This window comes from Permianibacter aggregans (assembly GCF_009756665.1).
Lineage (GTDB): Bacteria > Pseudomonadota > Gammaproteobacteria > Enterobacterales > Permianibacteraceae > Permianibacter > Permianibacter aggregans.
In genome coordinates this window covers 2,177,655-2,199,896 of sequence record NZ_CP037953.1, presented here as the reverse complement: position 1 = coordinate 2,199,896, position 22,242 = coordinate 2,177,655, and the positions used below count along the sequence as shown (strand labels likewise).

The following is a 22,242-nucleotide window of genomic DNA, read 5'->3' as shown; positions in this document are numbered from 1 at the left end:
TGCTTTCGTTATTTCGGAACGCCTACGGCGTTCGGTGAGCGCACGACGTCGCCAATGTGGATCGGCCGGGCCGACTTCATGACCAGCGCCAGGCTAACTTTTTCGAAGGTGCGGAATACCATCAACTGGCCAGCTTCCTCTGAAGGCAGCTGGACCATTTCATGGGTGCTGTCGCCGGTGAAGAAGTCAGCGGTTTTACGCCAGATGCTGCGGGTATCCTGACCTTCGCGCTCGCGCACGACTTCGTCGGCGACCATGCGGCCACCCACCCAGATATCGAATACATGGCCGCTGCGCACGCCTTCGCGCTCACCGCGGTTCAGCACGACGACGTCCCACTGGCCGATGTTGAACACACCGCCATAGACGCTGAGGATCTGGCCTTCAACGGATTCCGGCGCCGGCGCCGGGAAGAACGTTGGGCTCAGGTGGGTGTTGTCGACCGGTAGTACCCGGTCGGCCTTGCGCACTTCCTGTGGGGTGCGCATCAGCTTGAACGTCGCCGGGTCGCCTTCGCGCAGCAGGGCACCTTCACCGACATGCACCGCTTCAAAGCCGAGCACTTCTTCGGTAACCGGGTCAATATAGGCCGGGCCCGGGCGGAAAATTGAATAGGCTTTCAGGTTCTCGTTGACGCCGCGGACATAGACTTTGTCGCCTTCGCCGCCGACTGCACGGTCGCCGTCAAAGGCCAGCACGTAGCCAGCGCGGTTCAGGGTTTCTTCGTCAACAACTTTGGCTTCGTTCAGGTAGGCACCGATCAAATCCAGCGGCAGCGTCGGAATGGCATCGCCTTCAGAAATGACGCGCACGCGCGGCGTCAACTTGACCGTGCCATCCGGCAAACGGGTTTGAATCATCGTGCCATCGGCGGTCGGCGTGCCACGAATGATGCGGGGCCGACCATCGAGGTAGACCAGCGTCAGTACGTCGCCGGGGTAAATCAGATGCGGATTTTCCACTTGCGGGTTGGCTTGCCAGATTTCCGGCCACAGCCATGGGTCTTGCAGGTAGCGGGAAGAGATATCCCAAAGGGTATCGCCCTTGACCACGACGTAGACATCCGGAGGATTGGGCACCATGTCCAGTGCTTCGGCCAAATGGCTGGCAGCAGTCATGGCCAGAGCGGCAAATCCAACGACAAGCTTTTTCATGCTTACTATCCTTCTGTCGCGTAGCGCGTTGGCCGCGGTGGCGGAGCGCCCGGGAGATCTGGAAATTACGCGAGTGAACCCCAAGGTTCCTGTATGATCGGCGATACTAACAGGCTAATTTCACAGAATACTAGAAGTTAGTCGCAGTTCAAGCGCTAAAGTACTGTTTGACGGGCTTTTTTCGGAATTTTTGGACCACCGCACGGTCCCAGAAGCCGAGAGCCGAAATGATGTGACTGAAACGATGTGACAGGACCAGGTGTGGTAAAGATGGCAAAGCTGACGATATTGGAATTCCCGGACCCGCGTTTGCGCACCAAGGCGCAGCCGGTCACCGACTTTGGTGCCGAGCTGCAAAAGCAGATCGACGACATGTTCGAGACCATGTATGCCGCCCCCGGCATTGGTCTGGCTGCCACCCAGGTCAATATCCACAAGCAGCTGATCGTCATCGATGTTTCCGAAGACAACGACCAACCACTGGTGCTGATCAACCCCGAGTTCGTCGAAAAGCGTGGTGTCGAGGAAATGGAAGAGGGCTGCCTGTCGTTCCCGGGCGTCTATGCCAAAGTCCAGCGCGCCAATGAAGTCCGGATCAAATTCCAGGACCGCCATGGCAAGGCGCAGGAAATCGATACCGGCGAGCTGCTCGCCGTCTGCATCCAGCACGAGATGGACCATATCGAAGGCAAGCTGTTTGTCGATTACCTGTCGCCGCTGAAGCGCGACCGGATCCGCAAGCAGCTCGAGAAAAAGCAGCGCATCGAAGCGAAAGAGAAAGCAGCCGAAGCGCCGGCTCTGTAAGCAAGCACTTACTCACATTCGCAATATCGCAAGGACCACCGCCCCAGCATGGCTTCCAACCCCACGGCGGCGCGAATCGCGTTCGCCGGCACCCCCGAATTCGCCGCCGTTCATTTACAGGCTCTGCTCGACGCTGGCTTTGAGCCGGCCGTCGTCTACACCCAGCCGGACCGGCCGGCCGGCCGCGGCCAGCAGTTACAGGCTTCGCCGGTCAAGCAGTTAGCGCTTACTCACAATATTCCGGTTGAACAGCCATTGTCCTTGAAGCTGCCGGAAGCGCAGGCGCAGCTGGCCGACTATCAGCTCGATCTGCTCATTGTCGTCGCCTATGGCCTGCTGTTGCCGCAAGCGGTGCTCGACACGCCAAAGCTCGGCTGCGTCAATGTTCACGGCTCGCTGCTGCCACGCTGGCGTGGCGCGGCACCGATTCAGCGGGCGATTCTCGCTGGTGACCATGAAACGGGTGTTGGTTTGATGCAGATGGAAGCCGGGCTCGATACCGGACCGGTGCTGGCCGAAGCACGACTGGAAATTGAACCGAACGATACCGGTGGCAGCCTGCACGACAAACTGGCCGCACTCGGCGCCAAATTGTTGGTCGAACAATTGCCGGCTCTACTGGCCGGCAAGCTTGAACCGAGAATTCAACCGGATACCGACGTCACTTACGCCAAGAAACTGGAAAAAGCGGAAAGCCAGATCAACTGGCAACAAACCGCCGATCAAATCGACCGGCAAATCCGCGCGTTCAATCCCTGGCCGGTGGCGCAAACGACAGTTGCCGGCCAAGCCCTGCGCGTCTGGGCCGCACAACCAATACCGGAAACCTACCGACAACCTGCCGGCAATATTCTGCTCGCTGATCCTGGGCGGCTGCTGGTCGCCTGCGGCAGCGGCGTGCTGGCAATTACTGAAGCACAACTGGCCGGCGGCAAGCGTTTGCCCGTTCGCGACTTGCTGAACGCCCGTCGCGCGCTGTTCCTGCCCGGAACCATCCTGGGGGCGACATCATGAGCCTGCGCGCGCTGGCCGCGCAAACCATTCGCCAGGTGGTCAATGACGGCAAATCGCTGGCCGAATTGATGCCGTTGGCCCAACAAAAATTTGACGACAGCCGCGACAAGGCGCTGTTGAAAGAAATCGTTTACGGCGTGCTGCGTCACTACCGCCGTTTGTCAGCCCTGCGCGATCAATTGCTGAGTCAAAAACTGAAAGAGCCGAATGGCGCCTTGGGTTGCTTGCTGGTGGTCGGGCTTTATCAATTGTTTTACACCCGGGTGCCTGGCCACGCCGCGGTCGCCGCCACCGTCGATGGTGTCGATGACATCAACGAGCCTCGCGCCCGCGGTTTGGTCAACGCGATATTGCGCCGGGCCCAGCGTGAAGGCGAAAGCCGGCTGAGCAAAATTGATCGCAACTGGGAGCTGTTGCATTCGCATCCGGACTGGTTTATCGAAGCACTGAAGCAACAGGACAAATCCTCGGTGCTGGCGATTCTGGAAGCCAATAATCATCCGGCGCCAATGACCCTGCGGGTCAACCGCCGCAAGCTGAATCGCGATGCTTATCTCAGCAAACTGAATGCTCTCGGCATCAACGCGACAGCGCATCCGGAAGCCTCTGATGCGCTGACCTTGCAAGACCCGCTCGATGTCAATCAACTGCCCGGTTTCGCCGACGGTGAAGTCTCGGTTCAAGACGCGGCCGCCCAGCTTTGCGCCGATTATTTGCAATTACAACCCGGTTTATCTGTGCTCGATGCCTGCGCTGCACCCGGCGGCAAGACCGCGCACATGCTGGAACGGGAAAACACCTTGAAGGTGCTGGCTCTCGACAATGACGCAACGCGCTTGCAGCGAGTCCAGGAAAACTTGAGCCGTTTGCAATTGCACGCCGAGCTTCTCTGCGCCGATGCCGGTGATAACAAGCGCTGGTGGAACGGCAAGGCGTTTGATCGCATTCTGCTCGACGCCCCTTGTTCCGGCACCGGTGTCATTCGCCGTCATCCGGACATCAAATGGTTGCGTCGTGAACGCGATATCCCGGCCTTGGCGGCAACACAATTACAACTGTTGAACGCGCTATGGCCAACGTTGGCCGATGGCGGCCTACTGCTGTACGCGACCTGTTCGGCGCTGCGCGCCGAGAATGCGGATGTTGTTGAACGCTTCCTGGCTGAACAAGCTCACGCAAAACTGCTACCCTTGCCGGGCCAGCGCGCTGGCGAAACCGGTCGGGTCATTCGCTGCGGTGAGCAACAGATGGACGGGTTTTACTACGCGCTACTGCAAAAAATCTGAGTGCTGTGAACGCGTCTCACCGCGATTGCGGCCAACAGCACCACTGCGCAAAAAACGGATAACGCGATGCGAATTCTGATTCTCGGCGCCGGCCAGGTCGGCACCTCACTGGCCAGTCACCTGAACAGCGAAAACAATGACATCACGCTGGTCGATGTCGACGATATCCGCTTGAAAGATCTGGCCCAGCATCATGACTTGCGCACGGTGTCCGGCAATGCCGCTTACCCGGCCGTTTTGCAACGCGCCGGCGCCGCTTCGGCCGATGTCTTGATCGCGGTGACCAACTCCGATGAAGTCAATATGGTCGCCTGCCGTATCGCTCATACGTTATTCAAAACGCCGCTGAAAATCGCCCGGGTACGGGCACCGGAATATTTTGAATACGACAAGGAATTGTTCGGCGACCCGGATAGCAAATACGACGATATCGATCGCCATCGAGGCTTTGCCGTTGACGTCGTCATTTCACCAGAGCAACTCGTTACCCATAGTATTCTCGGCCTGATCGAATATCCGGGTTCATTGCAGGTCGTCGATTTCGCCGGCGGCAAAGTGCGTCTGGTTGCCGTGCGCGCCTATTACGGCGGGCCGCTGGTTGGCAGCGCGATTGCGACATTGCGTCAGCACATGCCGAAAGTCGATACCCGCGTCGCCGCAATTTTCCGCCGTGGCAAACCGATCAAACCGCTCGGTTCGACCATTATCGAAGCCGACGACGAAGTATTTTTTATCGCCGCCAGCAAAGACATTCGCGCCGTCATTGGCGAGCTGCAAAAACTGGAGCGGCCTTATCAGCGGATCATGATCGCCGGTGGCGGCCATATCGGTTTTGGTCTCGCCGAAGCGCTGCAGTACGACGCCGAAGTGAAACTGATCGAACGCAATCCGCGCCGCGCCGAATTTGTTTCCGAACGCCTGCGCAAAGCCATTGTCGTCCAGGGCGATACCACCGACGAGCAGCGCTTGCGCGACTGGAATATCGAGATGGCCGATGTCTTTATCGCCGTCACCAATTCCGATCAGGCCAATATCATGTCGGCAATGCTGGCGAAGCGTTTGGGCGCCGGCAAGACCATGGCACTGATCAATCAAGCCTCGTATGTCGATATCGTGCAGGGCCGCGATATCGATGTGGCAATTTCGCCGGAGCAGGTAACAATTGGTGCGCTATTGACCCATTTGCGGCGCGGATTGGTATCTCAGGTTTACAGCTTGCGTCGCGGTGCTGCTGAAGCGATAGAAGCGACCGTCGTCGGCGATGAACGCAGCTCGAAATTGGTAGGACGCACGATTGCTGATGTACCGCTGCCACCCGGCTGCTCAATCGGCGCTATCGTTCGTGAAGATCAGGTATTGATCGCGCACGACAATACCGTCATTCAAAGCAACGACCATTTGATTTTGTTTTTGACCGACAAAAAACAAGTGCCAGCCGTTGAACGCTTGTTTGAAGAAAAATCCTTGTTCTGAACCATTCAGGCCGAAAGCCGGTCGGCAATAAACTGATTCACCTCCGCCCCCAGTTTCAGTACCCGTTCTACCTGTTGCTGCTGCTGGCTCCAGTCTGCCGCTTTCGCGGCAAATTCGACCGTTTTCGCCGCCTCCGACAGCGATTGGGCACCGATCAATGCCGACGCGCCCTTGATGCGATGGGCAACTTTGCGCAACTGTTCAGCATCTTTTTGCCGTAACCCTTGTTCCAACTCCTGCAGGTCGGCGCTGTTGGCCTGACGGAATTGCTCCAGCATCATATTGATCAGATCGTCGTCATCGCCGATTTGCTCACGCATGATGTCCAGATCGACCGCGTTAGTCGTTGGCTCTGGTGATGGGGTAGGTTCTGGACTAGGTGTTGAGATAGGTTCTGGTCTCACTTCGGTTGCCACGCCAGTTACCGAAGCGGGCTCTTCTAGCGCTCGAAAATCGTGTAACCGTTGATCGATCTGATTGGCGCAATGCGGAATCATCGCCAGCAAGGAGCTAACGATATCCTTGCGCCGCGCTGGTTTGGCAATGTAATCGTCCATACCCGCTTGCAGGCAGCGCTCACGATCACCCACCAAAGCATTGGCTGTCATCGCGATAATCGGTGTGTGCGGACGGCCATTCTCACGTGCACGGATTTCGGCGGTGGCCTCGAAGCCATCCATCTGTGGCATTTGGCAATCCATGAAAATGACATCGAATTGCCCATGTTCGAATTTTTCTACGGCTTCAATACCATTGCTGGCTAACGTCACCTGCAAACCGAGTTGGGTCAGAATCGTTTGCCCCAGCTGTTGGTTGACTGGATGATCGTCGACCAGCAACGCATTTGCCTGGAACCGAATGTGCTGGGCGTCCTCACCCCGTACTTCACTGGACTCATGTAGGCGCCGGTATATTTGTTGATGCGACAAACCCTGTTGTTTCAGTTGTATCGCCCGATTCAAGCGCTCCAGCCAGATAGCCGGCGCCGCAAATTTCTGACAGACCAGCGCCACCAAATGTTCGTCGACCATCGCCGCTTGGGACGATAACGCGACAATTAAAGGCATGCGCTGGTTGCGCAACGAATCTTTGATGCCACTCATCATTTTGACGATGGCCGGGTCGTCCAGGTCGAGGAGCAACACGGCCTCGGTGGCGACCATTGACAGCTGCGAGATTAGCGCTTCGATACGGGCCGGCGTCAACGTCAGCGCTTCAATGGCGGCACCCACGCGCTGAATTTGTTCAGCGATGATCGGCTGCCATTCGCGATAGCCACCGACCAGATAAAACTCCTTGCCACGCCAATCAATATGTTCAATACCGCTGCGTTCGCCGGAAATCGGCAATGGCACGGTAAACCAGAAAGTCGACCCCTCGTGTAGCTGACTGCGCACACCGATCTGACCTTCCATCATCGAGATCAACTGGCGACAGATCGCCAAACCAAGACCGGTGCCGCCATATTGACGGCTGAACGACTGATCAACCTGAGTGAAACTCTGGAACAGTTTGCTTTGCGCTTCGTCGGAAATGCCGATGCCGGTGTCTTCGACCTGACAGTACAACTCGATCGAATCCTCATCACGCGACTGAACTGAGACATCGATTTTGACATGACCCGCTTCGGTAAATTTGATGGCGTTGCCACCGAGATTTACCAATATTTGGCGCAGACGCACGGCATCACCGACCAACTGAATGGGCACATCAGGCGCAATGCGCATGACCAGTTGCACCTGATTACTCGCCAATCGGTGTGACAGCATCCCAACGGTGTCGCTGACCAATTGATCGAGCCGGAACGGTTCCGGATGCAGCTCGAATTTACCCGCCTCGATTTTGGAGAAATCCAGAATATCATTGATGATCGTCAGCAGCGCGTCAGCCGAACTGGAGATGGTGTTGGCATAATGTCGTTGGCGTTCATTCAGCGCCGTTTCATTAAGCAGTTCCGACATGCCGATAATGGCATTCATCGGAGTGCGGATTTCATGGCTCATCATCGCCAGAAATTCGCTTTTCGCCAGATTGGCGCGCTCGGCGTCCTGTTTGGCTTTGTACAGATTCTGATTGGCTTCGGTTCGCGCCTGTTGCAGACGCAACGCAGCAATCATGCTGGTTAGGCTGTTGGTAATCGGTTGAATCCATTCGGCAAACTGCTGATCAAAGCCAAATGGCCGATTGAACATCATCAACAAACCAATCGGTTGCGTGCCACTGAGCAAAGGCACCAGCACAACGCTGTCAAGCTCGCCACAGACTGCCGGCCAGGGCAAATGCCTCAGCATCGGATCCGGTTGCGTCCAAACGGTGATCGAGTGTTCATCCTCGATCACTGGCATCAACTGCAGGCGTCGCCGATTTTGTGCCTCGACCAGCTCGGCACCAAGTCGCTCCAACTCCGAGTCATTCAACGTCATGCTGCCGGAGCTGAGTTGTCGAAACCTCGGATACGTCTCGGCCGTTGGTAGGCATTCGAATACAAAACCCGTTTCGCAAACCGCGATATCCAGCGCAATCGACAGCGCAAAGCTGATGTCCTGTTTGGCATCGGTACTGACCACAAACTGCTGTTGCAGACGGTTGACCGCGGCAAGAATTGTTGCCTGCTTGCGCTCGGCTTCTTCAGCGATCTTGTGCTCGGTGATATCCCGACCGACGACCAGCAAGCGCGGCATTTGCAGATTGACTATTGCGCTGAGGTCCCATTGCACATACCGTTTTTGCCCGTCCGGCAATTCGACCAGCGTTTCGATACTGACGCTGCGTTCGCTGACCATCAACTGGTTGACTGCATGCAGAAAGCTCATCCGCTCCAGCTCGTTCAGAAAAAGCGAAAAGAAATCGGCACCGCACAATTGCTGTTCCGATTTACCGGAAAATAACTCGGCATCCTGGTTGCAACTGAGAATCCGGCCATCCTGATCCAGTTCAAACAGGTAGCTGTGAATGCTGTCGATGATGGCGCGATTCAGATTTTCGGTGTCGCTCAGCACCCGTTGTTGTTGTCGGATGTCGGTTAAGTCAGTCACCGCGCCGAGGTAGCCGGTCGACTCGCGGTCGCTGAGCGATTCCCGGCACAGATGCACCAATAAATACCGTTGCCGGTTATCGCGGTCAATGAAACTCAATTCGAATTGCACGGAGCTGGCCGGGTCCGCATCGGCCTGTTGGAAATACTGGTCGATTTCCTGCTGGCTCAGTCCTCGTAGGATCTGTTGCCAACCTGAACCTACCGATTCGGCAAAACTGAATCCAGTAATTGTTGGCCAGCGCTCGTTGACATACATGCAGCCGCGCTCCGGATCCAGTTGAAACAAACCAACCGGCATCACCCTGGCCATGTCATAGAAGCGCTTGTTAGACGCACGCAAGCCGAGAATCTCGGATTGCGTTTTTTGAATGTTCTCAATCAGCAAAAGCCATGAATTGTTATCGCCGTTACCGGTCACCAACGGCACGCAGGAACACCAGACCGGATTATTATCCACCGTCATTAAACGCAGACGGATCGGTTGCGCTGACGCCTGTTCAGGCGTGGCCTGCAATAGCTGATCGAAACGTGGCAGATCGTCGGCATACACCAACTGACGAAAATTGGCCGGCAAAAACGTCTGCCAGTGCATTAGCCGGTTGAAAGTCTGGTTGGTTTCCAGGAGGTATCCATCCGCGCTTATCCTAACCAGGCCAAAATGACTGGAATCTACCGGTAAGCTTTCTTGTTCAGTTGGATTGTGGCCTGGCATAAACTCAGTCCGTTAAGTCTTTGTCAGCTTTTCCCGATGCTCGGCGAGCAGCTTGGAGACGTTCTGCCACCAGAACTTCATCGCATTAAAAACCTCATAGTTGACCAGTTCTGGCGAGATCTGCATGACTAATCGGGTTCTCGCCAATGAGGCCGATAATCCCACACGGTTCTCGACAAATTTTCTAACCAGTTCTTGGCCACAGGGAGCGACGGTTGTTTCCATTTGGCGAAGCAAATCAGTCGCAAAAATAAAACACTCCTGAACAAACTGGTCCTGTACGCCATCCGGAAACACCTGTCCACGACCGGAATACGCTCTGTTCATCAGTTGCGTGCTTCGTTTTAACAGTTCATCGATCGACGGGATGCCCGTACTTAATTTGTCACTCCAGATGATATAAAACATGCCAGGCTCATGCGCTTTCTCATCATCCTCTTGGCGTTGTTGCTTGTCATCTCTCGTTGTCGCCGTTCGCTTTGTCGATGTGAGAGCGGGGCTTGCTGTCGGACCTGCGGCTGCTTTGATGCCCCCGTTATTGCCATTGGGTTCGCTCGCTGCCAATTCCGGCAGCACCAATTTTTGATATTCTTGCGGTTCCTTGATCTTGAATGGTGTTGTCAATGCGTACTGCAGGCGTGACATGATCAGTTCTTTTTTCGGGGGTTTTGTCAAAAACGCGTTCACGTCCAGATTAATGCAGGTGGTGACAAATTCCTTGGTCGCCACACCAGTCAGCATGATGAACAATGTTTCGCGTTTCAGGCCATAATCGCCGGTTCGAATGTGTTGCAACAGCTGCAAACCATTGACCGGTGACATGTCTATATCCGAAACCACCAAGTCATATTGAGTGCCGAGCAGTCGCTCGATAGCCTGTTCGCCACTAACCGCCTCGTCGATGTGTTTGGCTCCCAGCGTCATTAACATGTGTCGCATAGCTGTTCGAATAAGTGCTTGGTCGTCGACGATTAACAGCCTCAGCGTTGATAACGTGATGAACATGGCAGTCCCTTGCTCCACCAGTTGCGAAAAGATCAGTGTAGCCCGCATCTTTCATATTGTCGTAATCGTGAAGCTGGAAACGAAAAGATTTGTTGGCGGCGAAGCGTTAGGGAGCCACTCAGTCACTGATGCTGCAATGCGTTATCTTGCCGCCCGGAAACTTATCCAGGTTAACCACAACCAGCCGATGATCATCAGGCCGCCGCCAAGCGGCGCGAAATGCGCGTATGGCCGCCAACCGGTCAACGCCAGCAGGTAAAGCGCTGCGCTGAACACCATGGCTCCGGTGGCAATTAACCGAGTAGGGCGATGCATACGCAGCTCCGGCCAGCGCTCAATGGCCATGGCAATGACCATCAGCACCAAACCGTGATAACCAAGATAATCCTTGGCAATGGCGAAAATTTCGGTGGTTTCGTTGGCCGTCAGCAATGGCTTCAGCGCGTGCGAGGCGAGGCTGCCACTGATCACGCTGATCACCGCGAATATCGCGCCCAGTCCAAACCAGTAGCTGAGCTTGATCATCCGGATTTCGCCTTCGCGCGTTTGCGTCGTTTCGGATAGAACATTGGCTCACCTTCCGGGCGAGTACGGAAGCGTTTGTAGTTCCACAGGAACTGCTCCGGCTTTTCCCGAATCAACGCTTCCAGCGCGTCGTTCATCGCGGTGGCGGTGCCAATATCGGTCCATTCTGCCGGCCAGCGCGGGCCAGGCCGCAGGTTGATGCGGAAACCACCACCGTTTGGCAGCCGTTCGGCAAACGCGATGATCACCGGCGACTCGGTGCGCTCGACCAGTTTAGGCACAAAGGTCGGGGTAAATGCTGTGACGTTGAAAAATGGCGCGAACACGCCACCGCCTTTGCTGGGTTCATGGTCACTGAGTGCGAACAGCAAACGATCTTTGCGCAGAGCACTGAGCATCGTGCGCACACCGCTCTGGTCGGCCGCCGCCATTTCCGCCGGCAAGCGTTCGCGAGCCCGACGCACCAGCACGTCCATCGACGGCATTTTCGGCGGACGGTATAGACCGGTGATAGGCGCCACGGTCGCGCACCAGGTACCGAGCACTTCCCAGTTACCCATATGCGGACCAACCAGAACCAAGCCTTTGTTCTCGGCGCGAGCGCGTTCGAAATGTTCGAAACCATCGACTTCGACAACCAGATTGCGCACCCTTTCAATCGGCCAGAGCCAGACGACACCGGCCTCCATGACCGTCATGCCCAGATGCTGCATGCAGCGTTGCAGCAGCCGTTCGCGTTCGGCTTCCGGCAGTTCGGGTAACGCGCGTTCCAGATTAAGGCGTGCCGTGCGTCGATTGACGTTATCAAACCGGTACAGGAGCCAGCCAACGCCACGGCCCAGGCGCTGGGCGTTGCGCAGTGACAGCCGGGCCAACAGTTTCAGCAGGCCAATGGCCATGGTTTCGCGGGTTTTATGCCACCACGTGTTTTTCTTGCGACTCAATTGGAGAACCTGCTTGGCTTCGGAGCGTGGAACGGTTTCAGCAGTGAATTCATCGGGGTGTTCAGCCAGATATAACCATCATACGTAAAAGCTCATAAGCATATGGAATTAGCGCCTTTGCTGACCAGACAGGAACGGCAGACACTGTCATTCTAACGCAGATGTCCCGCCCGGGTCGGGACCGTATTTTTACCAGTATTTTGGATTAGGAGAAGGTCGATGACCCAATTCACAGACAACTCGCTGTCGATCGGCAAAACCCCGCTGGTGAAGCTGAACCGCATCACCGACGGCAAGATTTACGCCAAGCTGGAGAGTCGAAACCCGGCGTTCTCGGTCAAATGCCGGATTGGCGCCGCGATGATTTGGGATGCCGAGCGCCGCGGTGAATTGAAAGAGGGCATAGAAATCATCGAAGCCACGTCCGGCAATACCGGTATCGCACTGGCTTTCGTTGCCGCTGCCCGTGGTTACAAACTAACGCTGACCATGCCTTCGAGCATGAGCCTTGAGCGGCGCAAGCTGCTGAAAGCGCTTGGTGCTAATCTGGTGTTGACTGAGCCAGCCAAAGGCATGAAGGGTGCCGTCGAAAAAGCCGAAGAACTGGTCGCCGCCAGTCCGGGCAAATATTTTCAGCCCAAGCAGTTCGACAACCCAGCCAACCCGCAGATCCATTTCGACACCACCGGCCCGGAAATTTGGGAAGACACCGACGGCCAAATCGATGTGTTCGTTTCCGGCGTTGGTACCGGCGGCACGCTGACCGGCGTTTCTCGCTACGTCAAACTGAAGCAGGGCAAAGCGATCACCACCGTCGCCGTCGAACCGGCCGCGTCACCGATCATCAGCCAAATCCGACGCGGCGAAAACATTCAACCAGCGCCGCATAAAATTCAAGGTATCGGCGCCAACTTCATTCCGAAAAATCTCGATCTGGAGATGATCGACCGGGTCGAAACCGTGTCCAACGAAGAAGCGATCGAAACCGCGCGTCAGTTGATGCTGCAGGAAGGCATCCTCGCCGGTATTTCCTGCGGCGCGGCCGCCGCCGCCGCAATCCGACTCGCCAAATTGCCGGAGTTCAAAGACAAAACCATTGTTGTCGTGCTGCCGGATTCCGGTGAACGTTATTTGTCATCGGCGCTGTTTGAAGGCGTGTTCAGCGAACAAGAGCTGGTGCAATAAGCTTTTGTCGATGTTCTCCAAGCGCCACGTTTGGAGAACATCAATGCCATGCCAAGTTCAGGTGTGTGTCAGCTCCGCTCCCCACGGGTTATCAATCCGTATCCGCCAACTGCCATCAGGCTGCTTTTGCAATACATCGGCCGATAGTCCTTGTTCCGTTGTAATGCTCCCATCTTCGTTATGAATTTGCATCTGCCAATTGGCGTGATACAGGGCCATATCACCGCATTCAATAACATGTGTCGACAAGGTCTTAAGCTGCGGTCGCATTTGGCACATTTCCGTTAGCGCTGCCATGACGTTTTCAATGCCGGATATTTCCGTTCCAGGTGCCGGTATGAATTTCGCGTCATCGGTATACAGCGCTTTCGCTGACTGCAGATCAGCATCGTTCAAGGCCTGGACCAGGCTCGCTACGGTACTGCTTGGGTTGCTGGTGTTCATGTTTTCGCTCATGGACGATATCGGGAGCAATGATCATGAACATCCGCTGCTGACAGGCTTATGTCAGCATGCGACTTAGAAAATGGATAATCCGGTTTCGGTCGTGAACATATCAAGCGCCGCCAAACCGGCTGCACTATTGCCAGTTTGATCGAGTGGCGGGCTCCATACGCACAAACCCATTTTGTTCGGAATGACGGCAACGATGCCGCCACCGACACCGCTTTTGCAGGGCAGGCCAACGCGATAAGCAAATTCGCCGGCGGCGTCATAAGTGCCGCAGGTCAGCATTACGGCATTGATGCGTTTGGCCTCCGAACGAGTGAAGCGTTTTTTACCACTGACTGGTGAAACGCCATGATTGGCGAGGATTAGCATCGTGTTGGCCAGTTGCGATGTGCTCATTTTGATTGCGCAGGCGCGGCAATAAAAATCCAGCACGCGTTCGGCACGATGATTGATGCGACCATAGGAACGCATGAAATGCACCAGCGCGGCATTGCGATCCCCGTGCTCCAGTTCCGATTGCGCCGTTTCCGGATCAACCAGTGCCATCGAGCCACTTTCTTCGCTAAGCCATTGCTGCAGCGCTAACAACGGATCCTGATATAAATCGAACAGTACATCGCAGACCACCAATGCGCCGGCATTGATGAACGGGTTACGCGGTACACCGTTCTCCCGCTCCAATTGCATCAGGGAGTTGAACGGATTGCCCGAGGGCTCGCGCCCCAGCCGATGCCACAACGCCTCACCCATTTCCTGCAGGGCCAAGGCCAGCAGAAAGGTTTTCGAAACGCTTTGAATGGAAAACGCTTCTTCGCTTTCGCCTACGGCGTAGCGCTCACCTTGTAGTGTGTGCACCGCCAGCGCAAATTTTTCCGGCGGTACATTGGCTAATGCCGGAATATAGTTGGCGACCTTTCCGTTATCGGCTTCGGCTCGACACTGCTCAGCGATACGCGATAGCAGTTCGTTCATCGTACTGTTCCTGTTCGACTCCGGTACGGGTAATGGTATAGCCTTTTTTGCGCAATAAATCGACCACCGAGCTTTCGCCGATCAAATGCGCGGCACCCACGGCGATAAACATCGGTTTTTGTTTGGGCGTTTTAATCAGGGCATCGATGCGATCGGCCATGTTGTGATTGCGATCGTCTATCAGTGTTTTGCGTAAGCGCTCACTGAGTTCAGGGTTTTCGCTCAGCCCTTCTTCGGTCAATTGCAGAATCGCCTGCGCGTTACCGTCGACATAGGCGGTAATCATCAGCTCGAGAAAATCCGGACCTGTAGTACGCGCTTTCTTGCGCAGCTCAACGGCATCACGCAACAAGCTGAGTTGTTCATCGAGCGTCAGCGTATCGAAAATATCCAACTGTTCGTGTAGCTTCTCCAGACCGATATTGCGCGCGCCGTGTTTGGCCGCCAACTGAACCAGTTGCATATCCAGCGGCGCTACACCGCGATGTTTTTTTTGTATCGGCAACAGCGCCAGATTGGTCGCCATCGTCCAGATTTTCATCCGGTCGAACATGGCCAGTTGGTAGTTCGGATCAATAGCTTTCAGTTCAAGTTGCAAGGCGTTACGTAAATCTTCCGGCAGCTTTTCGGTCAAGGATTCACCTACCGGCAACATGCCAGCCGTGCTCATGGCCATGATGGTGCCGGCACTGAATTCCAGTTCGGTGACAATAAGCTTGCTTTGTTTCAATGCCTCGGTCACTGGCGCAGCTAAGGTCGTCACTCGTGGGTCCGGTAAATGTATCGTTCCAAACAGGTAATGCGTTTGCGGCCCGTCGATTTTCCACAGTAGTGGCGCGCGCTGCTCGGCCGCCGATGAAACGCTGGCACAAAGTACCCATAGCAAGAGAATAAGGCGCTGTAACATCGATTTACATTCCTTATGGAGAGTTCATCCCGAATCGAAAACAAAAAAGCCCGCTTTAGCGGGCTTTTATTATTATTTATTCAACGACACTTCCGTTAACGCTTTTTCCAGCATCTCGATGGTGCCGAGCTCTTTGACATCGAGGTAGTACTTGTCGTTGACAATAAACGAGGGTACGCCAGTCAGCTTGTAGGTCTTGGCTTTCTGTTTGGCAAAATTCAAACGCGAATTCACCGCGAATGATTTCATCGTGCTGCGGATCTTGTCGGCTTCAATGCCGAACTTGCTCAGAAACTCAACGATATCGTTTTCGTTGTTGATCCGTTTGTTTTCCAGATGCAGATAGTTGAACGTCGCGGTATGGGTTTTGTCGAGAATGCCCAGTGCTTCGGCGGTGTAGTAGAGCTTGCCCAGCAAATCCCACTGCGGGTTCATGCCGTAAACATGCACATACTCAAACTTGATGTTTTGTGGCTTGCTGGCTTTCCAGTTGGCTAGATGACCTTCCATACCGCGGCACGCCGGGCAGCCATAAGAAAAGAATTCGGTGACTGTCGGCTGCTTGGTTTTGCCGGTAGGGTCGACGATCTTGTAATGGGTACCTTCGACTAACGGTGTCGTGGCTGCCACGGTAGCTTGCGAGGCGGCAAATGCCAGCGCGGCGGACAATAGCAGTTTTACAGCGATCATAAAGTCTCCTTGAGAGTCGGCAGTCAGCTTCGACTGCCAATCACGGTCATGGTTCGATTATTTCTGGGTCAGGAACAACAATACCTTCGGTAGTTCTTCAATACCACCGGCCATGGTCACATCCGTGAAGTATTTGTCATTGACGATAAATGCCGGTACCGACGTAATACGGAATTCGCGTTGCTTCTGTTGCGCTGTACTCAGCAAGGTTTTTACCGCAAAGGAGTTCAAAGTGCCTTTGATACTATCTGGCGACGCGCCAAGCTGACTGAGAAAATCGATGATCTGTTGATCGTTCTGCAGTAACTGGTGTTTCTCGTGCACCAACGTAAACAGCGCCGGATGAGCTTTGTTGGCGATACCGAGCACTTCGGCGGTGTAATAGGCTTTGCTTAGATTATTCCAGGCTGGCTGGAACTCATAGACGGCAATACGCTTGAAGTCGATTTCCTGGTGTTGTTGATGAAACGCCGCAACGGTGACTTCGGCATGATAGCAATGCGGACAGCCATGATTAAAAAACTCGATGACTTGCGGTTTATCGGTTTTGCCGGCCGGCTTGGCGATTTTGTAATGTACGCCTTCTTTGTACGGAGCGTTGCTGGCTGCTTCGCAACCGGAAACGGATAACATCGCGGCTACGCCAAGCAACAATACCCTGCTCAACCAATTCATCGAGTTTTCTCCTTCGAGTATGTTCGTGTTGATTATTCGACGGTAACCGATTTCGCCAGGTTGCGAGGTTTGTCGACATCGGTACCGCGCGCCAACGCCGCATGATAAGCCAGCAACTGCACCGGTATCGTGTGTACGACCGGGCTTAATACGCCGACGTGACGTGGTGTACGAATGACGTGCACGATATCGCTTTCACCAAAATGCGAATCGAGATCGGCGAACGCGAAAATTTCGCCCCCGCGGGCACGCACTTCCTGGATATTCGACTTCACTTTTTCCAGCAGATTGTCATTCGGGGAGATGACGACCACTGGCATATTGCTGTCGACCAGCGCCAGCGGGCCATGCTTCAGTTCGCCCGCTGGATAAGCCTCGGCGTGAATATAAGAAATTTCTTTCAGCTTCAAAGCGCCTTCGAGCGCAATCGGGTAGTGCACACCGCGACCGAGGAACAAAGCATGTTCCTTGCCGGCAAATTTATTGGCCCAGCGCTGGATTTGCGGCTCAAGATTCAAGGCGTGTTGGACGCTGCCTGGCAAATGGCGCAGTGAATCCAGATACTCGGCCTCTTTTTCATCATTCAGGCGGCCGCGCAATTTGGCCAGCACACCGGTCAGCGCAAACAGTGCGATCAATTGCGTTGTGAATGCTTTCGTTGACGCGACGCCAATTTCAGCACCAGCACGGGTGTAGAACACCAGCTTCGAAGCTCGAGGAATCGCGCTTTCACGGACGTTGCAAATCGACAACGTTTGTTCGCAACCATAGGACTTGGCGTATTTCAGCGCTTCCATCGTATCCAGCGTTTCGCCGGATTGGGAAATGGTGACGATCAGCTGACGTGGATTGGCGGCAACATCGCGGTAACGATATTCGGAAGCGATATCGACATTGCAGGGAATACCGGCAATGCTTTCAATCCAGTAACGCGCAACAGAACCGGCATAGAAACTGGTGCCACAGGCAATGATCTGCACGCTGTCGATGTTGCTGAACACTTCCTCGGCGTTGGCGCCGAACAATTCCGCTTTAAAACGGTGCGTCAGAATCGGCTCGATGGTATCGGCCAGCGCTTTCGGCTGTTCGTGAATTTCCTTCTGCATGAAATGCGAGAACGGCCCAAGCTCCAATGATGCCAGCGACACATCGGAGACGTGGACATCGCGTTCGACTTTGCTGTCTTTGCCGTCATAAACCGTCACCGAAGAACGGGTCAGCTTCGCGACATCGCCTTCTTCCAGGTACATCACTTTGCGGGTTTGCGAAATCACCGCCGAGACATCCGAAGCGATAAAGTTTTCGCCTTCGCCCAGACCGATCAACAGTGGGCAACCCATACGGGCGACGATCAACTCATCCGGCTTATCGACGGCAATGACGGCTATCGCGTAAGCACCGACCAGCTCCTTGACCGCGCCTTTGACACTGGTCAGCAAGTCGCCGTTTTGTTTGTAATGATGATGAATCAGATGGGCGATGACTTCGGTATCGGTTTGCGACTCAAAGGCATAACCAGCCAGTTTCAGTTCGGCACGCTTTTCATCGTGGTTTTCGATGATGCCGTTATGAACAACAGCAACCAAGCCGCCAGAAATATGCGGGTGCGCGTTCGGCTCGGTTACACCACCGTGTGTGGCCCAACGGGTGTGGCCAATACCAAGCAAACCATTGAGGTTCATCGCTTGCGCGGCCGCTTCCATTTCCGCGACACGGCCGGTACGACGGGCGCGCTTGATGTCGCCGCCTTCGAGTACCGCGATACCCGATGAGTCATAACCGCGATATTCCAAACGCTTCAGGCCATCAACCAACATCGGCACAACATTCTGTTTGGCGATGGCGCCAACAATTCCGCACATAATTTTCTCCGCTGACTACTGCGCTTCCTGCGCAGCTAAAACTGTGTTCAGTGTGCCGAGCTTTCACTGAAGCACGGCTGAATTCATTACGCTGTTCGTTTCAGGATTTCTTCTTGACCGGCCGCTGCCAGCCTTCAATCTCTTTCTGCGCGACCCGCGAGATTACCAGGGTGTGTTCTGGGACGTTGCGGGTAACGGTGGTACCAGCACCAACCGTGGCACCTTTACCGACGGTGACCGGCGCCACCAGCTGAGTGTCGGAACCGATAAACACGTCATCTTCTATCTTGGTCAGGTGCTTGTTGGCGCCATCGTAATTGCAGGTAATCGTGCCGGCGCCGATATTACAGTTGGCGCCAATTTCAGCATCGCCGATATAGGCCAGATGATTGGCTTTTGAACCAACGCCGATGACGGCCTTCTTCACTTCGACGAAATTGCCGATATGCACCTGATCGGCCAGATCGGCACCGGGACGCAGGCGGGCGAATGGCCCGATCAAGGCGCCATCGCCAATGCGCGCGCCTTCCAGATGCGAATTCGGATGGACCAGGACATTTTCACCGATGATGCAGTCTTTAATTACACAGTTGGCACCAATCTGGCTGCCATAGCCGATGCTGACTTTGCCTTCAAGGACGACGTTGACGTCGATAATGACGTCCTGGGCAATGCTGACCTGACCGCGAATATCGAGCCGGGCCGGGTCACGCAGGGTCACGCCCTGAGTCATCAGCTGCTCGGCCTGGCGACGCTGAAAGCGGCGCTCCAGATCGGCCAGTTGCAGACGGTTATTGACGCCTTCAACCTCATCGCTGGATAGCGGCTGATGGGTTTCAACAACGCCACCTTCGTTGACGCACATCGCGACGATGTCGGTCAGGTAATACTCGTTCTGGGCGTTGTCGTTCTTCAGGTTATTGAGCCAACGGGCCAGATCTTCACCAGCGCAGCAGAGCATGCCGGTATTCACTTCCTTGACCTTTTTCTGCTCATCAGTGGCGTCTTTCTGCTCGACAATCGCGGTTACAGCACCGGCATTGTTACGCAGGATGCGGCCATAGCCGGTCGGGTCGGGCAGATTGACGGTCAACAGGCCAATACCTTTCTTTGGTTGCTTGCGTAACAGTTCGGCCAGGGTTTCGGCCCGGGTCAGCGGCACATCACCATAGAGAATCAAAACTTGGTTGGCGGTGTTGATCTGCGGCATTGCCTGTTGCACAGCATGGCCGGTACCGAGTTGCTCGGCCTGCAGCGCCCATTTCAACTGACTGTCCTGAATCGTGACTTTAACCTGATCGCCACCGTGGCCATAAACCAGCACGATTTCTTCCGCATTTAGCCCCTTGGCGTTATCGATCACATGCTGAACCAGCGGTTTGGCGCCGAGTCCATGCAGGACTTTCGGTAAACGGGATTTCATGCGGGTGCCCTGGCCGGCGGCCAGAATGATCACGGAAAGGCTCATAGCGTTTGAAAAATCCTTCTTGTTACATCGGGAAGCGACGCTCATTGTCGCGGGGCAAAAATCCTAACACTGACGACAGATAGACAAAAGGGCAGCGAGTGGCTGCCCTTCGGTCGTATTCACAATGCCGTTCTGCTTACTTGGCCTTGCGGCGCAGTTGCTGAATAGCGCGTAGCTGAGCAGCGGCTTCGGCCAATTCGGCCGCGGCTTTCGCGTACTCGATCTTGGCTTCGCGGTCGCTGATGGCTTCCGAGGCCCGTTTCTGAGCATCCAAAGCTGCTGCTTCGTCAATGTCCTTAGCGCGAACAGCGGTGTCGGCTAGAATCGTGACTTTGTTCGGCTGCACTTCCAGCATGCCGCCGGAGACGTAGAAGAAATCTTCTTCGCCGCCCTGACGGATAATTTTGACAGCGCCTGGCTTCAGGGCGGTCAGCAGTGGCGAGTGGTTATAAAGAATACCCAATTCACCTTGCAGACCGTTGGCAACCACCAGCTCAACCAGTCCTGAGAACAGTTGGCCTTCGGCGCTGACGATGTCCAGTTGTACACTCACTGCTGACATACCTTAAACCTTTCAGGTGTTTATCCTAACGCGTTGCCGCGCTTTGGATGTCAGGCCCGGCAGGCGAAGCTTGCCGGGCAGTCATATTACTTGTTCAGCGTTTTGGCTTTTTCGACCGCTTCTTCGATGGTGCCAACCATGTAGAAGGCCTGCTCTGGCAGGTGGTCGTATTCGCCGCTCAACAAGCCTTTGAAGCCACGGATGGTTTCTTTCAGCGACACGTACTTGCCTGGGCTACCAGTGAACACTTCGGCAACGTGGAAAGGCTGCGACAGGAAGCGCTGGATCTTACGGGCGCGCTGTACCACCAGCTTGTCTTCGGCTGACAGTTCGTCCATACCTAAGATAGCGATGATGTCTTTCAGCTCTTTGTAACGCTGCAGCACGGCCTGTACGCCACGGGCGCAGTTGTAATGCTCTTCGCCGATGACCAGCGGGTCCAGCTGACGGCTGGTGGAATCCAGCGGGTCCACGGCCGGGTAAATACCCAACGAGGCAACCTGGCGGCTCAACACGACGGTGGCGTCCAAGTGCGAGAAGGTCGTGGCTGGTGACGGGTCGGTCAAGTCGTCGGCAGGAACGTAGACGGCCTGAATCGAGGTGATCGAGCCCCACTTGGTCGAGGTGATGCGCTCTTGCAGTACGCCCATCTCTTCGGCCAGGGTCGGCTGGTAACCTACCGCCGATGGCATACGACCCAGCAGCGCCGATACTTCGGTACCGGCCAGGGTGTAACGGTAAATGTTGTCGACGAACAGCAGCACGTCTTTACCTTTGCCGGACGCGTCTTTCTCGTCACGGAAGTGCTCGGCCATGGTCAAGCCGGTCAAGGCTACGCGCAGACGGTTACCCGGCGGCTCGTTCATCTGGCCGTAGACCATCGCCACTTTGTCGAGAACGTTGGAGTCTTTCATCTCGTGGTAGAAGTCGTTACCTTCACGAGTACGCTCACCGACACCGGCGAACACCGACAAACCCGAGTGGGCTTTGGCGATGTTGTTGATTAGTTCCATCATGTTAACGGTCTTGCCGACGCCGGCACCACCGAACAGACCGACTTTACCGCCCTTGGCGAACGGGCACAGCAGGTCGATAACTTTGATACCGGTTTCCAGCAGCTCAGAGGTGCTGGCTTGGTCGGCGTAGGACGGGGCTTTGCGGTGAATCGGCTTGCGGGTATCGCAAGCGACATCGCCGGCTTCGTCAATCGGGTTACCAAGCACGTCCATGATACGGCCCAGCGTACCCATGCCGACTGGTACTGATACCGGCGCACCGGTATTCGCGACTTTCATGCCGCGCTTCAGGCCGTCGGATGAACCCATGGCGATGGTACGGACAACGCCGTCACCCATCTGTTGTTGCACTTCCAGCGTCAGGCCAGCGTCGCTCACCATCAGGGCGTCGTACACCTGCGGAACACTGTCTCGTGGAAACTCGACGTCGATAACCGCGCCGATGATTTGAACGATGATACCGTTGCTCATCTTTAATTCCTCTAAGTCGAAATCTTT

The 22,242-nt window shown here is 55.2% G+C and carries 19 protein-coding genes; 5 read left to right on the top strand and 14 right to left on the bottom strand.

All coding sequences use genetic code 11. The features are described from left to right. Positions 1-8 precede the first annotated feature (8 nt). The gene (locus tag E2H98_RS09720) at positions 9-1,154 is read right to left on the bottom strand and encodes a LysM peptidoglycan-binding domain-containing protein (RefSeq protein WP_133591989.1); all 1,146 of its coding nucleotides are present in this window, start codon (positions 1,152-1,154) and stop codon (positions 9-11) included. A gap of 270 nt (positions 1,155-1,424) precedes the next feature. On the opposite strand from E2H98_RS09720, the gene def reads away from it, so the two are divergent. From def to trkA, 4 genes are all read left to right on the top strand, one after another. Continuing rightward, positions 1,425-1,958 carry a peptide deformylase gene (gene def, locus E2H98_RS09715; RefSeq protein ID WP_133591991.1) on the top strand — a complete coding sequence of 178 codons (534 nt, stop codon included), beginning with the start codon at positions 1,425-1,427 and terminating at the stop codon, positions 1,956-1,958. A 48-nt stretch (positions 1,959-2,006) separates the two neighbouring features. Next, entirely contained in the window at positions 2,007-2,972 is a 966-nt protein-coding gene (fmt, locus tag E2H98_RS09710) for a methionyl-tRNA formyltransferase (protein ID WP_133591993.1), read from the top strand. Further along, entirely contained in the window at positions 2,969-4,258 is a 1,290-nt protein-coding gene (gene rsmB, locus E2H98_RS09705; RefSeq protein ID WP_133591995.1) for a 16S rRNA (cytosine(967)-C(5))-methyltransferase RsmB, read from the top strand. The genes fmt and rsmB overlap by 4 nt, the downstream gene beginning before the upstream one ends. A 66-nt stretch (positions 4,259-4,324) precedes the next feature. After that, entirely contained in the window at positions 4,325-5,731 is a 1,407-nt protein-coding gene (gene trkA, locus E2H98_RS09700) for a Trk system potassium transporter TrkA (protein WP_133591997.1), read from the top strand. 5 nt (positions 5,732-5,736) lie between these two features. On the opposite strand, the gene E2H98_RS09695 is transcribed toward trkA, so the two are convergent. The 4 genes from E2H98_RS09695 to E2H98_RS09680 form a co-directional block, all read right to left on the bottom strand. Then, entirely contained in the window at positions 5,737-9,480 is a 3,744-nt protein-coding gene (locus E2H98_RS09695) for a response regulator (RefSeq protein ID WP_133591999.1), read from the bottom strand. Between the two features lie 12 nt (positions 9,481-9,492). After that, positions 9,493-10,485: a response regulator transcription factor gene (locus E2H98_RS09690; protein WP_157591327.1), complete on the bottom strand. Its 993-nt coding sequence runs from the start codon at positions 10,483-10,485 to the stop codon at positions 9,493-9,495. Positions 10,486-10,626: 141 nt separating this feature from the next. Continuing rightward, positions 10,627-11,010, bottom strand: a complete 384-nt coding sequence (locus E2H98_RS09685; protein WP_133592003.1) for a DUF423 domain-containing protein — start codon at positions 11,008-11,010, stop codon at positions 10,627-10,629. Then, on the bottom strand, positions 11,007-11,954 hold the full coding sequence (locus E2H98_RS09680; RefSeq protein ID WP_133592005.1) for a lysophospholipid acyltransferase family protein: 948 nt from the start codon (positions 11,952-11,954) through the stop codon (positions 11,007-11,009). The genes E2H98_RS09685 and E2H98_RS09680 overlap by 4 nt, the downstream gene beginning before the upstream one ends. 219 nt (positions 11,955-12,173) lie before the next feature. Here E2H98_RS09680 and cysK point away from each other — a divergent pair, with 219 nt between their 5' ends. Next, complete coding sequence (cysK, locus tag E2H98_RS09675; RefSeq protein WP_133592007.1) at positions 12,174-13,139, top strand: cysteine synthase A; 966 nt, start codon at positions 12,174-12,176, stop codon at positions 13,137-13,139. Positions 13,140-13,196: 57 nt separating this feature from the next. Here cysK and E2H98_RS09670 read toward each other — a convergent pair whose 3' ends face one another. From E2H98_RS09670 to atpD, 9 genes are all read right to left on the bottom strand, one after another. Continuing rightward, positions 13,197-13,583: a YybH family protein gene (locus E2H98_RS09670; RefSeq protein WP_157591326.1), complete on the bottom strand. Its 387-nt coding sequence runs from the start codon at positions 13,581-13,583 to the stop codon at positions 13,197-13,199. 75 nt (positions 13,584-13,658) lie between these two features. Further along, a complete protein-coding gene (locus tag E2H98_RS09665) occupies positions 13,659-14,564 on the bottom strand; it encodes a glutaminase (protein WP_133592011.1) in 906 nt (301 codons plus the stop codon). Continuing rightward, positions 14,536-15,471, bottom strand: coding sequence for a TraB/GumN family protein (locus E2H98_RS09660; RefSeq protein WP_133592013.1), 936 nt, complete (start codon positions 15,469-15,471; stop codon positions 14,536-14,538). The genes E2H98_RS09665 and E2H98_RS09660 overlap by 29 nt, the downstream gene beginning before the upstream one ends. A 72-nt stretch (positions 15,472-15,543) precedes the next feature. Beyond that, positions 15,544-16,161, bottom strand: coding sequence for a thiol:disulfide interchange protein DsbA/DsbL (locus tag E2H98_RS09655; protein WP_133592015.1), 618 nt, complete (start codon positions 16,159-16,161; stop codon positions 15,544-15,546). A gap of 57 nt (positions 16,162-16,218) precedes the next feature. Continuing rightward, positions 16,219-16,836, bottom strand: a complete 618-nt coding sequence (locus E2H98_RS09650) for a thiol:disulfide interchange protein DsbA/DsbL (protein WP_133592016.1) — start codon at positions 16,834-16,836, stop codon at positions 16,219-16,221. A 32-nt stretch (positions 16,837-16,868) separates the two neighbouring features. Then, positions 16,869-18,698 (bottom strand): glutamine--fructose-6-phosphate transaminase (isomerizing), encoded by a 1,830-nt coding sequence (gene glmS, locus E2H98_RS09645; protein ID WP_133592018.1) that lies wholly within the window; start codon positions 18,696-18,698, stop codon positions 16,869-16,871. 100 nt (positions 18,699-18,798) lie between these two features. After that, a complete protein-coding gene (glmU, locus tag E2H98_RS09640; protein ID WP_133592020.1) occupies positions 18,799-20,166 on the bottom strand; it encodes a bifunctional UDP-N-acetylglucosamine diphosphorylase/glucosamine-1-phosphate N-acetyltransferase GlmU in 1,368 nt (455 codons plus the stop codon). A gap of 136 nt (positions 20,167-20,302) precedes the next feature. Next, positions 20,303-20,728 carry a F0F1 ATP synthase subunit epsilon gene (locus E2H98_RS09635; protein WP_133592022.1) on the bottom strand — a complete coding sequence of 142 codons (426 nt, stop codon included), beginning with the start codon at positions 20,726-20,728 and terminating at the stop codon, positions 20,303-20,305. Between the two features lie 86 nt (positions 20,729-20,814). After that, positions 20,815-22,215, bottom strand: coding sequence for a F0F1 ATP synthase subunit beta (atpD, locus tag E2H98_RS09630; RefSeq protein WP_133592024.1), 1,401 nt, complete (start codon positions 22,213-22,215; stop codon positions 20,815-20,817). Positions 22,216-22,242: the final 27 nt, after the last annotated feature.

Excerpts from the sequence above, each read along its gene's own strand:
- E2H98_RS09720 (WP_133591989.1), bottom strand. The coding sequence starts at position 1,154 with ATGAAAAAGCTTGTCGTTGGATTTGCCGCTCTGGCCATGACTGCTGCC.
- rsmB (WP_133591995.1), top strand. The coding sequence starts at position 2,969 with ATGAGCCTGCGCGCGCTGGCCGCGCAAACCATTCGCCAGGTGGTCAAT.
- trkA (WP_133591997.1), top strand. The coding sequence starts at position 4,325 with ATGCGAATTCTGATTCTCGGCGCCGGCCAGGTCGGCACCTCACTGGCC.
- glmU (WP_133592020.1), bottom strand. The coding sequence starts at position 20,166 with ATGAGCCTTTCCGTGATCATTCTGGCCGCCGGCCAGGGCACCCGCATG.
- E2H98_RS09635 (WP_133592022.1), bottom strand. The coding sequence starts at position 20,728 with ATGTCAGCAGTGAGTGTACAACTGGACATCGTCAGCGCCGAAGGCCAA.
- E2H98_RS09650 (WP_133592016.1), bottom strand. The coding sequence starts at position 16,836 with ATGAATTGGTTGAGCAGGGTATTGTTGCTTGGCGTAGCCGCGATGTTA.
- def (WP_133591991.1), top strand. The coding sequence starts at position 1,425 with ATGGCAAAGCTGACGATATTGGAATTCCCGGACCCGCGTTTGCGCACC.
- E2H98_RS09685 (WP_133592003.1), bottom strand. The coding sequence starts at position 11,010 with ATGATCAAGCTCAGCTACTGGTTTGGACTGGGCGCGATATTCGCGGTG.
- E2H98_RS09655 (WP_133592015.1), bottom strand. The coding sequence starts at position 16,161 with ATGATCGCTGTAAAACTGCTATTGTCCGCCGCGCTGGCATTTGCCGCC.
- E2H98_RS09660 (WP_133592013.1), bottom strand. The coding sequence starts at position 15,471 with ATGTTACAGCGCCTTATTCTCTTGCTATGGGTACTTTGTGCCAGCGTT.
- E2H98_RS09695 (WP_133591999.1), bottom strand. The coding sequence starts at position 9,480 with ATGCCAGGCCACAATCCAACTGAACAAGAAAGCTTACCGGTAGATTCC.
- E2H98_RS09665 (WP_133592011.1), bottom strand. The coding sequence starts at position 14,564 with ATGAACGAACTGCTATCGCGTATCGCTGAGCAGTGTCGAGCCGAAGCC.
- glmS (WP_133592018.1), bottom strand. The coding sequence starts at position 18,698 with ATGTGCGGAATTGTTGGCGCCATCGCCAAACAGAATGTTGTGCCGATG.
- E2H98_RS09690 (WP_157591327.1), bottom strand. The coding sequence starts at position 10,485 with ATGTTCATCACGTTATCAACGCTGAGGCTGTTAATCGTCGACGACCAA.
- cysK (WP_133592007.1), top strand. The coding sequence starts at position 12,174 with ATGACCCAATTCACAGACAACTCGCTGTCGATCGGCAAAACCCCGCTG.
- fmt (WP_133591993.1), top strand. The coding sequence starts at position 2,007 with ATGGCTTCCAACCCCACGGCGGCGCGAATCGCGTTCGCCGGCACCCCC.
- atpD (WP_133592024.1), bottom strand. The coding sequence starts at position 22,215 with ATGAGCAACGGTATCATCGTTCAAATCATCGGCGCGGTTATCGACGTC.
- E2H98_RS09670 (WP_157591326.1), bottom strand. The coding sequence starts at position 13,583 with ATGAACACCAGCAACCCAAGCAGTACCGTAGCGAGCCTGGTCCAGGCC.